This window comes from Clostridioides difficile ATCC 9689 = DSM 1296, from assembly GCF_001077535.1.
Lineage (GTDB): Bacteria > Bacillota > Clostridia > Peptostreptococcales > Peptostreptococcaceae > Clostridioides > Clostridioides difficile.
Genome location: NZ_CP011968.1, coordinates 1,851,937 through 1,865,699, shown reverse-complemented (window position 1 = coordinate 1,865,699; position 13,763 = coordinate 1,851,937). Strand labels below are relative to the sequence as shown.

12 protein-coding genes and 2 riboswitches are annotated in these 13,763 nt (G+C 28.5%); of the genes, 4 read left to right on the top strand and 8 right to left on the bottom strand.

The window, feature by feature from the left end; translation table 11 throughout:
• Window positions 1-16: 16 nt before the first annotated feature.
• The 7 genes from CDIF1296T_RS09000 to recQ all read right to left on the bottom strand — a co-directional run bounded on the left by CDIF1296T_RS09000 (window position 17) and on the right by recQ (window position 7,830).
• Window positions 17-706, bottom strand: a complete 690-nt coding sequence (locus CDIF1296T_RS09000; RefSeq protein ID WP_004454450.1) for a thiamine phosphate synthase — start codon at window positions 704-706, stop codon at window positions 17-19.
• A complete protein-coding gene (gene thiH, locus CDIF1296T_RS08995; protein ID WP_009896847.1) occupies window positions 707-1,810 on the bottom strand; it encodes a 2-iminoacetate synthase ThiH in 1,104 nt (367 codons plus the stop codon).
• Window positions 1,811-1,826: 16 nt separating this feature from the next.
• A complete protein-coding gene (locus tag CDIF1296T_RS08990) occupies window positions 1,827-2,597 on the bottom strand; it encodes a thiazole synthase (protein WP_009896845.1) in 771 nt (256 codons plus the stop codon).
• 62 nt (window positions 2,598-2,659) lie between these two features.
• Complete coding sequence (thiF, locus tag CDIF1296T_RS08985; protein ID WP_021368647.1) at window positions 2,660-3,463, bottom strand: thiamine biosynthesis protein ThiF; 804 nt, start codon at window positions 3,461-3,463, stop codon at window positions 2,660-2,662.
• On the bottom strand, window positions 3,456-3,650 hold the full coding sequence (gene thiS, locus CDIF1296T_RS08980; protein ID WP_003430174.1) for a sulfur carrier protein ThiS: 195 nt from the start codon (window positions 3,648-3,650) through the stop codon (window positions 3,456-3,458). The genes thiF and thiS overlap by 8 nt, the downstream gene beginning before the upstream one ends.
• A gap of 53 nt (window positions 3,651-3,703) precedes the next feature.
• Complete coding sequence (gene thiC / locus CDIF1296T_RS08975) at window positions 3,704-5,005, bottom strand: phosphomethylpyrimidine synthase ThiC (protein ID WP_009889633.1); 1,302 nt, start codon at window positions 5,003-5,005, stop codon at window positions 3,704-3,706.
• Window positions 5,006-5,146: 141 nt separating this feature from the next.
• Window positions 5,147-5,258: riboswitch (TPP riboswitch) on the bottom strand.
• Between the two features lie 88 nt (window positions 5,259-5,346).
• Window positions 5,347-7,830, bottom strand: a complete 2,484-nt coding sequence (recQ, locus tag CDIF1296T_RS08970) for a DNA helicase RecQ (RefSeq protein WP_009896841.1) — start codon at window positions 7,828-7,830, stop codon at window positions 5,347-5,349.
• A gap of 188 nt (window positions 7,831-8,018) precedes the next feature.
• Window positions 8,019-8,140, top strand: a riboswitch (FMN riboswitch).
• A 131-nt stretch (window positions 8,141-8,271) separates the two neighbouring features.
• Here recQ and ribD point away from each other — a divergent pair.
• The 4 genes from ribD to ribH all read left to right on the top strand — a co-directional run bounded on the left by ribD (window position 8,272) and on the right by ribH (window position 11,865).
• Complete coding sequence (gene ribD, locus CDIF1296T_RS08965; RefSeq protein ID WP_009896839.1) at window positions 8,272-9,384, top strand: bifunctional diaminohydroxyphosphoribosylaminopyrimidine deaminase/5-amino-6-(5-phosphoribosylamino)uracil reductase RibD; 1,113 nt, start codon at window positions 8,272-8,274, stop codon at window positions 9,382-9,384.
• A gap of 33 nt (window positions 9,385-9,417) precedes the next feature.
• The gene (locus CDIF1296T_RS08960; protein ID WP_009889593.1) at window positions 9,418-10,083 is read left to right on the top strand and encodes a riboflavin synthase; all 666 of its coding nucleotides are present in this window, start codon (window positions 9,418-9,420) and stop codon (window positions 10,081-10,083) included.
• A gap of 22 nt (window positions 10,084-10,105) precedes the next feature.
• On the top strand, window positions 10,106-11,299 hold the full coding sequence (locus CDIF1296T_RS08955) for a bifunctional 3,4-dihydroxy-2-butanone-4-phosphate synthase/GTP cyclohydrolase II (RefSeq protein WP_009889591.1): 1,194 nt from the start codon (window positions 10,106-10,108) through the stop codon (window positions 11,297-11,299).
• Between the two features lie 104 nt (window positions 11,300-11,403).
• Window positions 11,404-11,865 carry a 6,7-dimethyl-8-ribityllumazine synthase gene (ribH, locus tag CDIF1296T_RS08950; RefSeq protein WP_004454467.1) on the top strand — a complete coding sequence of 154 codons (462 nt, stop codon included), beginning with the start codon at window positions 11,404-11,406 and terminating at the stop codon, window positions 11,863-11,865.
• A gap of 219 nt (window positions 11,866-12,084) precedes the next feature.
• Here the strand turns inward: ribH and CDIF1296T_RS08945 are convergent, their stop codons facing one another.
• Window positions 12,085-13,536 carry an alanine/glycine:cation symporter family protein gene (locus CDIF1296T_RS08945; protein WP_004454468.1) on the bottom strand — a complete coding sequence of 484 codons (1,452 nt, stop codon included), beginning with the start codon at window positions 13,534-13,536 and terminating at the stop codon, window positions 12,085-12,087.
• Window positions 13,537-13,763: the final 227 nt, after the last annotated feature.

The window sequence follows — 13,763 nt, the reverse complement described above, 5'->3', positions numbered from 1 at the left end:
CAATATACTATATTTACTAATTCAACTTTTCATTATAATTTGATATGGTTTTTTTAATATCTTTAGACCTCATTATAGTTGACATTATAGCAAAATCATCACAGTATTTTAATGTTTCCTTGACATTAGATGGTAAAATTCCCCCAAGTGCAATTATTTTAATATCAGTAATCTTTTTAGCTTCTTTTAAAAGCTCAATTCCTTTTGGATTTAATCCTTCTTTACATTTAGTTTCATATATATGTGATAATGTTATGTAATCTATTTTTATATTTTGATTTCTTATTAATTTTTCTAAATAATCTACTTCCTCTACTTTATGTAAAGATAATCCTAGTATTTTATTTTCATTAAAATTATACTTATTTTCAATTAAATTCAAGAATAATTTAAAAGGAAGATGGATACCTTGACAATCCACTTTTTCAAAAAATTCAATGTTACTATTTATTATAAAATTAACCTTGAATTTATTTCTAAACTCTTTTTGATTTATATTAGTTTTCAAACTTTCATCTGATATTTGCTCTTGAAAATCTATACAATTGATTTTAGTTTTTATTTTCATATATAATTTTCTTAGCTCTTGATATTCTAAATCCTTTTCTCTTATTATTATATTTTCTACACCACTCAATATAGACTCTTTAATAACTTCTAAATATCGTTCCTCACTACATAATTTTCTGTTTGTTATCAGATACATTTAAAATCTTTCCCAATCTTTAAACACATGCTGATAACCAATTGAGTTTAGCATTTTCTCCACATCTTTAACAGTACTTTCATCATTTATCTTAAATTGAGCAGTATCATGTTCATCTTGAGAATGACCTCCTACATCAGTAGATACACCTGCACTCAATTTAGTTACTCCTAAAGGTATTATATGACTTCTCATTTCTAAATTTTCTCTAGTGGATATGTTTATAGCTGCATGAGGGTCAAATAATCTCATACATACCATAGCTTGAACTAAATCAGTATCACTTATATCTACCAATTCCTCAAAACACCCTTTAAAAGGTCTCATTCTTGGTGTTGAATATGAAAGCTCAATATGAGGATATTTCGTTTTTAAGTATTTCCCATGCAATATTGTAAAAAAAGTTTCTTTTCTAAAATCATTTAGCCCTAAAAGTGCACCTATTGATAAAGTCCTCATACCTGCTTTTGCCCCTCTTTCAGGAGCATCTAGTCTAAATTTATAATTTGATTTTGGGCCTTTTATATGTACTCTCTTATATATTTCCTCGTCATAAGTTTCTTGATATACTGTTAATCCTTCAACACCTTTATCTACAATGTACTTATATTCTTCTACTTCCATTGGATAAACTTCTATACCTATAGAGGGAAATTTCTCTCTTAATATTTCTATAGCCTCACCTATATATTCTACACTTGAGTGAAAACTACTTTCTCCAGTCAAAACAAGTAGATGTTTGAAACCTTCTTTTGAAATTGCTTCTCCCTCTTCTCTAATTTCATCCATAGTTAATTTTTTTCTTTTTATTCCACTCTTTATATTATAGCTACAATAAACACATTGATTAACACAATAATTTGCTATATACATTGGTGTATATAAACATACTGTTTTACCAAAGTATTGAACACTTAATTTATGTGCTTTTTGTGCCATATCTTCTAAATGTTTTACTGCAGTTTTAGAAAGCAAATTTAATATATCAAAATCTTCAAGCTTGTCTTTTGATAAACTTCTTAAAACATCATTATCAGTAACATTATTTAAATATCCATCAAAATCAAAATCCCTATATTTTTCTATTACATCATAAAAACTCATCACCAATCACCACTTTCTATAAATTGCCTAAAAAACCTGTTAAAGGAGAAGATGCATTTGCAAATTCTGACACATTTCCTGTTTTTGCAATATATGCTTCTCTTCCACCTTCTACAGCTAATTTAAATGCTCTAGCCATTTGTACAGGGTCTCCTGCTGAAGCTATAGCAGTGTTGACAAGTACTGCATCAGCTCCCATTTCCATAGCCTCCATAGCTTGAGATGGTTTTCCAATACCTGCATCTACTATTATTGGTATATCCAACTCATCTATCATTATTCTTATCATTTCTTTCATTTGAAGACCTCTATTTGAACCAATTGGAGCTCCAAGTGGCATAACTGCCGCTGCATTAGCTTCTATAAGTCTTCTTCCAGCATAAAGGTCTGGTGTCATATATGGAAGAACTATAAACCCCTCATCAGCAAGTATCTTTGTAGCTTTTATAGTTTCTTCATTATCAGGAAGTAAATATCTAGTATCTGATATTACTTCTATTTTTATAAAATCTCCACATCCCATTTTTCTAGATATTCTAGCTATTCTTACAGCTTCTTCTGCATTAGTAGCTCCTGATGTATTTGGAAGTATTGTCATCTCTTTTGGAATATACGTTAATATGTTTTCTTGTTTATTGTCTAAATCCACTCTTCTAAGTGCCATTGTTATTATTTCACTTCCACTTTCTTTTATTACCTCAGGCAATATATTATTTGAACCATATTTACCTGTTCCAACCAATAATCTGCTATTAAATTCATGTCCACCAAGTATCAATTTATCCATATTATTTCCCTCCACGTTAAATTTTTTTAATATTCAATCTTTTTTATATCTAATTTTAATATTTACATATCTATAAGTATTTGCGTTGCCAAATTTGCCATATGATTTGCGCAGATGGCAACCCTTGGAGCCATAAGCCCTTCACCAAATTTAGCTTCATTCACAAAATCCCCACATATATAAAACCTGTCTTTTATCTTCTTAGTAGTTATTATATTTGAATCATAGTAACCTGCCATACCAGATGATGCTATTAAATATTTATCTTTTAAATTTATTAATACATAATTACATACCTGTGCTTTACATGAAGCATCATCAAAGGCCTCAATTATTAAATCTGAATCCTTAATAGTATCCATATTGTTCTTGTTTAAAAAAATATCTCGTTTATTTAATTTTATAAATGGATTTATTTTTTTTATATTTTCTATCATGGCATCAGTTTTTAGTTTTCCTATATCATCTATAAAATACTGCTGTCTATTTAAATTAGATGGTTCTACAACATCATAATCTATAAGTAAAAGTTCTCCCACTCCTATTCTAGCTAAAGAGATAGCTATATTGGAACCAAGTCCCCCCAATCCCAATATAGCAACTTTCCCTTTTTTTAATTTATTATGTATATTTGGAGTATGTCTAGCAATCAACAAGCTTTCCAATTCATCAAGTGATGGCTTAACTCCTTTTTGTATAAGTGTTAATTTATCATTTTCACAAAGGGGCATATCTGTTTTAATTGGATATCCATTTAACACCAATACATCACATTTATTGTTATAGCTATCTCTAACTTTATAAGCAGTTATATTTTCCTCAACATCTGTTAATAATTCATTTACAAATATTTTTATTTTAACCACCTCCAATAAAGCTAATAAGCTCTACAATGTCCTCGTCTTTTAATACATATGTATTGTAGTTAGATTCTTCAATTATCTCTAAATTCACTTCAACTACAACTCTATCACTTTTTAAATTATATTTATTTAATAAATCTATAACAGTCAAATCTTTTTCAAATTCAATTTCCTTCCCATTAACCTTCACTAAATCACCTCCTCTTTTCAGCTTCTTTTTATTCCAGTCATACTAGCCAAAAATTATATTAGATTAAGTTCCTCATTGTTTAATATTTTCTTAACTGTTCTCATTGAGCACATTTTTCCACACATAGTACAACTATCCTCATGAGTAGGAGTTGATTCATCTCTGTATCTCTTAGCTTTTTCAGGGTCTATTGCAAGTCTAAACATCTCACACCAGTCTAAATCAGCTCTAGCTTTACTCATCTTATTATCCCATTCACGAGCACCTTTAACATTTTTAGCTATATCTCCTGCATGAGCAGCTATCTTTGCAGCTATTATACCCTCTTTCATATCATCTAAATTAGGCAATCTTAAATGTTCTGCTGGAGTTACATAACATAAAAAATCTACTCCTTTAGCACATGCTAAAGCTCCTCCTATTGCACTTGTTATATGGTCATAACCTGGTGCTATATCTGTAACCAATGGTCCAAGAACATAAAAAGGTGCTCCATGGCATAATCTCTTTTCTAATACTACATTTGCTTCTATTTCATCAATAGCCATGTGTCCAGGACCTTCTATCATTACTTGTACATTTCTTTCCCATGCTCTTTTAGTAAGTTCACCTAATACTACAAGTTCTTGAATTTGAACACCATCAGTAGAATCTTTTATACAACCTGGTCTACAAGCATCTCCTAAACTCAATGTAACATCATATTCTTCACATATATCCAATATTTTATCAAAATTAGTATAAATAGGATTTTCCTTATTATTTAATTCCATCCATGCAAACAATAAAGAACCTCCACGAGATACTATATGAGTCAATCTCTCATGATTTTTTATTTTTTGGCAAACACTTCTTGTAAGACCTGCATGTATAGTAATAAAGTCTACTCCATCAATAGCATGTTGTCTTATTACATTTAAAAACTCTTCTTCTGTTATATCTTTTAATTCTTTTTCCAAATATCCTACTGCATCATACATAGGTACTGAACCTATCATTGCAGGTGACATTTCAACAACCTTTTCTCTAAATTCTCTAGTTTTGCCATAATTACTTAAATCCATTATAGCTTCAGCTTTCATGTCTATTGCTACTCTAACTTTTTCAAGTTCTTTTTCTATATCCTTACAATCTCTTGAAATTCCTAGATTTACATTTATTTTTGTTCTTAAATTTTTACCTACACCTTCTGCACTTAAAGATTTATGATTTTTATTAGCTGGTATAACAACTTGTCCATTTGCTATTAATTCTCTTAATTCATTTACATCTACCTGTTCTTTTTGAGAAACGATTTCCATTTCTTTAGTTATTATGCCTTTTCTAGCAGCATCCATTTGTGTTGTATAGTTCATATTACAATCCTCCAAGATTAAAGTTATAGTTTTTGAAAATAAAAAAAGTGCTTTTCCTCGTTTGGAAAGCACTCTTATAATCGTATATACACTTAGACAAATTTCTCCTAACATTGAATAATTTGCCTATTTATATAATAAAATTATATTAAAAAGCTTCCCTTCGCAAGCATTATCTTGATCAGGTTATTAGGGTTTGTAAGTTACGGCTTTATCTCTCAGCTAGCCAATTCTAGCGCCCCTAGCTCTAATTTTTCATTATTTTTACAAATTCAGTATAACACAGCAAAATTATTAGTTCAACACAATAATACAAATTTTATTTTTTATTAAGTTAAAAATTACTCTGCTATAATATTATTTTTTAAGTTTTCAAGATAAGAGTCAAGTATCACAGCTCTTATATTTTCATACTTTATTGAATCTGGAAGTTTTCTTTTTATGTTATTTAAATTATCATAGCCAACTTTTTCACAAACTTCTAAAATCATCTTCTTTTTATCTTCATTATAAAAATTTTCTAGTCCTAATTCAAATGATATACTATGTCCATCCTTTACATAGTCATGCACATATCCAATAATGGTTGACAGTGAAACTTCTATTTCTTGACTGATACTTTGTATATCTTTTCCTTGATTTAGCAAATCTAATGCTATTTCATTATTTTTTCTACTTTCTCCATCTAATATTAACTTCCTTTTGCCCTTTTTCTCCCAAATAACATTAATATTATTTTCTTTTACATATTTATTAACCTCTGCCAAAATACTAGCTCCATATTTTTCAAATTTTACTCCACCTATGCCAGAAATATCTTTTAATTGTTCTTCATCAAGTGGATATCTTCCACTTATTTCTTTCAGAGCCTTATTGGCTAAAATCATATATGCAGGTAATTTTTCCTTTGTTGCATATTCTTCTCTAATGACTAACAGTTTTTCATATAAAACTTTATCTGTATTAACCTCTAAGAAATCACTATTAACGTTCTTTGAATCGACATTTTTTTCATCTATTTTTTTATTTATATTATTTTTTTCGACATATTCTTTAATTGCTGCTTCAAAATCTCTACCATATTTTTGATATTTAATTTCTCCTACTCCAGAGATATCTAGCATTTCTTCTTTATTAATTGGATAACTACTAGACATGGCTCTAAGTGTACCATCTCCAAATACCATATATGGAGCTATCCTTTCTTCACTTGCAATTGAATGTCTAAGTTCTCTTAAAGCATTATATAACTCATCCTCTACTTCCAATGATTTTGTCATAACAATTTCTTTAAACTCTACTTTCACTTCACCTTTTAAAACTTTCATAGACATCTCATTTAATCTTATAGTAGGAAAACTACCTCTATTTCCATTGCCTAGAGTCTCAACTAAATCTAAAAAACCATGAGAAACCAATGTATTTATAAAATTCTTTAAGTCTTCACTAGAATAATCTCTCATAATGTTATATGTAGACAAAGTATTTAATCCAAGCTGTAAAATCTTTTTATTCTTAGAACCTCTAAGCACATCTACAATAGTAGTAACACCATAACTTCTTTTCATTCTAGCTACACATGAAATGACTTTTTGTGCATCTATAGTTTTATCTACTATTTCACCCTCTACTAAACAATTGCTACAATTATTGCAATTGTCTATATAATTTTCTCCAAAATAACTCAATATTGTCTTTCTATAGCATGAATTACTGTAAACTAAGTCAATCATGTATTGAAGCTTCTTATGCTGAAATAATTTTCTTTCAGGATTTTCAACTCCAATATCAATTAAATATTTTTGTATATGTACATCTCCTGGAGAAAATAAAAGTACACACTCACTTTTTTCTCCATCTCTACCAGCTCTACCTATTTCTTGATAGTAATTTTCTATACTTTGAGGCATATTGTAATGTATAACCCATCTTATATTAGGTTTATCAATACCCATTCCAAATGCATTTGTTGCTACCATTATATCCACATTATCATTTATAAAATCTTCTTGATTTTTACTTCTTTCATTTTTAGATAAACCTGCATGATATTTTGATACAGATATATTTCTCTTAGATAAACCATTATATATATTTTCAACTTCCTTTCTAGTTGCAACATATATAATTCCAGACTCATTTTTATGATTTTGAATATAATCTAAAATATACTTATTTTTACTAGATGATTTTACTATATTTATTGATAAATTCTCTCTATCAAATCCAGTTATATAATAATCTGGATTTTCTAAACACAGTAAATTTATTATATCAGTTCTTACCTCTTCTGAAGCTGTTGCAGTAAATGCTGTAACTATAGGTCTTTTAGGCAAATTTTTTATAAAATCAGAAATCCTTCTATAACTCAACCTAAAATCATGCCCCCATTGAGATACACAATGTGCTTCATCTATCGCAACTTGACTTACATTGTTATTATTTATTAGCTCAATAAACTCTTGTGCATCTAATCTCTCTGGAGCAATATAGAGTATTTTATAATTATTTTTTCTAATATTATTTAATATTTCATTAAATTCTTTGCTGCTTAATGAACTATTTATAAAAGCAGCACTAATTCCCATAGTCTTTAAGGCATCTACTTGGTCTTTCATAAGTGATATAAGTGGAGAAATTACTATTGTCATTCCATCTAAAATCAAAGCTGGAATTTGATAACATATTGATTTTCCCCCTCCTGTTGGCATAATAGCTAGCACATCTTTTTCGCTTAAGATAGAATTTATTATAGATTCCTGACCTTTTCTAAAACTTGTATATCCATAGTATTTTGATAGTATTTCTAAAAGTTTTTTATTCATATATTACTCTCCTAATTTAAATTAATTAGACTTCTTTCCTGATTATGTTCAAATTTTTATTTTTATATTCACAATCGTGGTATTTCAAAGTTTATAGACATTCTATATTATATATTAACATATATTTTTTAAAAAAATAGTTTGCAAAGTAAAATAATTTATGATACATTCTAAATATAAATTTAATACTTAATCTTCGGGGTAGGGTGAAATTCCCAATCGGCGGTATAGCCCGCGAGCCAATGTAAAACTTGGTTGATTTGGTTAAATTCCAAAGCCGACAGTAAAGTCTGGATGGAAGAAGATATTTAATGAGTGTTTTTGTAGAGCAATTTTGTTCTACATTTATTAAACATTTATTGTAGATTATTCTAAACCCTGAGTTAATTCTCAGGGTTTTTTGTTTAAAAATTATCCAATTAAACAGGAGGTGTACATATTGTGAATTTTGTGAATCAAAAAGAAAAAGATATTTATTATATGAAAAAAGCTATTGAATTGGCTAAAAATGGAGAAGGCTTTGTAAATCCAAATCCATTAGTTGGGTGTGTAATTGTTAAAGATAGTAATATAATAGGCAAAGGATATCATGAGAAATTTGGCTCTAATCATGCTGAAGTAAATGCTATAAACAGTGCTAAACAAAGTCTAAAAGACTCTACTCTTTATGTAAACTTAGAACCATGTTCTCATTATGGGAAAACGCCTCCTTGTGTAGATAAAATTATACAAAATAAGATTAAGAGAGTTGTAATATCTACATTAGACCCAAATCCACTTGTTTGTGGTAATGGAGTAAAAAAATTAAAAGATAACAATATTGATGTTACTGTGGGAATATTAGAAGATGAAGCAAGAGATTTAAATGAGGCATTTTTTTATCATATAAAAAACAAAAGACCTCTTTGTATTGTAAAATCAGCAGTAAGTCTAGATGGTAAAATTGCCACAAAATCACTAGAATCAAAATGGATATCTAATGAATCATCAAGGTATCTAACTCATAAATACAGAAATAAATACCAAAGTATAATGGTTGGCATAAATACAGTTTTGAACGATAATCCTTTACTAACTTGTAGGCTCAATCAAGAAAAAGTGTCTCATCCTACAAGAATAGTAATAGATACACACCTAAAGTTGCCACTTAATAGTAATTTGGTTAAAGATAAAACCAGTAAAACTATAGTTTTCACATGTTGCAAAGAAAGTATAAAATTATCTATGTTAAAAGAAAATAATGTTGAAACAATAATTTCTCCTTCAAAAAACAACTTAGTAGATTTGGAGTTTGTAATGTATAAATTAGGAGAGTTAAACATTGATTCTGTTCTAGTTGAAGGTGGTGCTACTCTCAATGACAGTCTCTTTAGAAATAAGTTAGTTGATAAAGTCAAATTATTTCTATCACCCAAGATTATAGGTGGTAAAGATGCACCTACATTCGTTTCTGGAGAAGGAATAAATCATTTGTCAGATTCAACACAGTTAACAATCAATAATGTAACTTTGATAGATGGCGATATTCTTATAGAATCAGATGTTTTAAATTAAATTTTTGTTAATACATTCATATAGGAGGTTAGGATGTTTACTGGCATAGTAGAAGAAGTTGGAATACTTAGAAAAATTACTGCTAATGGTAAGAGTGGAAAAGTAACCATACTATCAAATAAAATATTAGATGGCACAAATCTTGGAGATAGTATAGCCGTAAATGGAGTTTGTCTAACTGTTTCAAACCTCGGAAAAAATGAATTTACAGCCGATGTTATGATGGAGACAATTCGTTCCACAAATTTAGGTTTATTAAATGCAAATGACAAGGTAAATCTTGAAAGAGCTATGAGTCTTTCTTCAAGATTTGGTGGTCATATAGTAACAGGTCATGTTGATGGTAAAGGAACTATCTGCAAATTTGAAAAAGATGAAAATGCAGTTTTAGTAAGTATACGACCTGATAAAAAACTTTTATCCTCAATGATACTCAAAGGTTCTGTTGCTATTGATGGTGTAAGTTTAACTATATCATATTTAGATGATGAAATATTTAAGGTTTCTATTATACCTCATACTAAAATTAACACTATTCTCTTGACAAAGAATGTTGGAGATTTCGTTAATTTAGAAAGCGATGTAATTGGAAAGTATGTTAATAATTTTATGGCTAATAACTACAAGGAATTAAATTCTAATAGTAGTAACCATAAATCAAATATAGATAAAGATTTTTTATTTAAAAATGGTTTTTAAAAATAATAAAGGAGTGAATTACATGTTTAATACTATTGAAGAAGCTATTGAAGATATAAAAAATGGGAAAATGGTAATCGTAGTTGATGATGAAAGTAGAGAGAATGAAGGAGATTTATTGATGGCAGCTGAAATGGCTACTCCTGAATCAATAAATTTTATGGCTACATATGGTAGAGGTCTAATTTGTCTACCTGCCACTGAAAAAAAATTTAAAAGTCTTAATATACCTCTTATGGTTAGAGAAAATACAGATACATTTCAAACAGCCTTTACTGTTACTATAGATGGAGCAGATACTCTAACTGGTATATCTGCATATGAAAGAGCTGAAACTGTAAAATTATTCTGTGATGAAAATTCTACAAGTAAAGATTTCAAAACGCCTGGTCACATCTTTCCTTTAATAGCAAAAACTGGTGGAGTTCTTGTCAGGGATGGACATACAGAAGCCTCAGTAGACCTTGCTAGACTTGCAGGTTTTAAAGAGATTGGTCTTATCTGTGAAATAATGAAAGATGATGGTACAATGGCAAGAGTTGATGATTTAATGATTTTCAAAGAAAAGCATAATTTAAAAATCATCACTATAAAAGACCTTATAGAATACCGCAAAATAAATGAAACTACTATAGAAAAAGTATCTAGTGCTTTCCTTCCGACAAAATATGGAAATTTTGAAATCATAGGATATAGAGATACTTATTCAAATGAAGAACACATTGCCCTTACTTATGGAAATATAAATATAGAAAATACTCTAGTTAGACTTCATTCTGAATGTTTAACAGGAGATGTGTTCCACTCTCTAAAATGTGATTGTGGATTACAGCTAGAATCTTCTATGAAGAAAATTGTGGAAAATGGAAGTGGAGTTTTAATTTATATGAAGCAAGAAGGTAGAGGTATTGGTCTTTTAAATAAAATTAAGGCTTATAAACTTCAAGAAGAAGGTTACGATACTGTTGAAGCAAATTTAATGCTTGGATTTGAAGAAGATATGAGAGATTTCTATATGGCTGCTCAAATATTAAAAAATTTAAACATAAAAAGTATAAATCTTTTAAGTAATAACCCAGATAAAATAAATCAATTAGAGAAATATGGAATAAAAATCGAAAATAGAATCCCTATTAATGAAGAAATTAATGACTTTAATAAGCTATATTTAAAAACTAAAAAAGATAAAATGGGACATCTTTTAGATATTATATAAATGATTATATGATGATATTTTTCTACTAAGTAGTTTTTTATAATTAAATTAAAGATATTTATAAATATAAATCTATAACATAAATAAAATTGGAGGAAATAAAAATGATATATGAAGGAAAACTTATTGGAAAAGATTTAAAAATAGGTATAATAAATTCTCGTTTTAATGAATTTATAACATCAAAACTTTTATCAGGAGCTGAAGACTGTCTTTTAAGACATGACGTTTCTCCAGAAAATATAGAAATAGTTTGGGTACCTGGAGCTTTTGAGATTCCTCTTGTTGCTCAAAAAATGGCTAAAAGTGGTAAGTATGATGCTATAATCTGTTTAGGCTGTGTTATAAGAGGGGCTACTTCTCATTATGATTATGTATGTAGTGAAGTCTCTAAAGGGATAGCCAAAGTATCTTTAGACAGTGAATTACCTGTTATATTTGGAATCGTAACTACAGAAAATATTGAACAAGCTATTGAAAGAGCAGGTACAAAAGCTGGAAATAAAGGTTATGATTGTGCTATGAATGCGCTAGAAATGGCAAATTTATTTAAGTCTTTAAATTAAATACTAACATTCATAATAATTAAAAGCCCAATATCATTCACTTTACGATAAATAAGCTATTTTTAATAATAAAAACTTTTAATAAAGCTAAATTATATAATAAAAAAATATTACTGGAATTAAAAATTCCAGTAATATAAATTAATTCAATATTATATTCATATAAAGTATATACATACTCTAGTCTTTCAAAATGGTTTTATAATTTTATACTATTTTTTATCCTAAATGTTCCTCAGATAATTCCCTATGCCACTCTGATACCTTTTCTAGGCCTTCTATTTCATCTGCAATAAACACAGGGTCTTTTATTCCTGATTTTTTTTGACTTGTATAATCTTTTAAAGCAATAAATGCATATTTTCCTAAAAGTGCTATTGCTATTAAGTTTATTATCGCCATCAATGCCATAAATAAGTCTGCAAGATTCCAAACTACATCTACTTGAGTAAGTGAACCAAATAAAACCATACCTACAACAAAAACTCTAAATACATTAAGTTTAGTCTTACTTCCACTCATAAACTCCATATTTGATTCACCATAATAGTAATTACCAACTATAGAACTAAATGCAAACAAGAATATACAAACTGCTATAAATATATTTCCAACTGGTCCTATATGATGAGTTAAAGCTTCTTGAGCTAATTCAATTCCAGTTGCTCCACTACTACTATAACCTGAATATAATAATACCATGAATGCTGTACAACTACATATTATTATAGTATCTGTAAAAACACCTAAAGATTGAATTAAACCTTGTTTTACAGGATGAGTTACATGTGCTGTTGCAGCAGCATTAGGAGCACTACCCATACCTGCTTCATTAGAAAATAGACCTCTCTTCACTCCAGTCATTACAACTCCCATAAACGTACCAATCGCCATTCCTTTAAAATCAAATGCACTTTCAACTATCAATGCTATAACACTTGGTATCTCTGTTATATTCATTACAACTATAGCCAAAGCAACTAATATATATAATCCTGCAAATACAGGAACTATTATTTCAGAAACTTTTGCAACTCTATGCACTCCACCAAAAATAACTATTGCAGTTAAAATTCCAAGACCTATTCCCATAGCCATTTTACTTATTCCAAATGCATTATTAAATGCAAGTGAAACAGTATTTGCTTGAACTGCATTAAATACAAAACCATAACATATAGTTATAAGTATTGAGAATAAAATACCCATCCATTTTTTATTTAGACCTTGTTCCATATAATACGCTGGTCCACCTCTAAAAGCTTGACCATCTTTCACTTTGTAAATCTGAGCTAATGTACTCTCAACAAAGCTTGATGCAGAACCAATTAATGCTATAAGCCACATCCAAAATACAGCACCAGGTCCTCCTGCTACCACTGCAATTGCTATTCCAGCTATATTTCCAGTTCCAACTCTTGAAGATGTACTTATACAAAATGCTTGAAATGAAGAGATTTTTCCTTCCTTTTTTGCATTTTTATTCGCTGTACCATCACCCAGAAGTCTAAACATTTCTATAAAATATCTGAATTGTACAAAATTTGTTTTAATAGTAAAGTAAATACCAATTACAACTAACATTATAATTAAGATATACGACCATAAGTAATTGTTTACATATACTACTGCATTGTTAATACTCGTTAAAATACCATTGAAAAAATCCATTATATTAATTACCCCCCTATTTAGTTTTGTTTTCTCAATAAATCTTAAAATCAAAAAAATGAATAATTCCTTGTTAAAAATTCATTAATTTAATTATAATATTTATAAAATCAAATTACAAGGTTTAAAATGAATAATTTTTTTAATATATTGCAGTTTTATATTCAAATCAAACCTTTTTTTATTGTTTTTATAATATAGATATATTTAATATTTTATAATTGTTA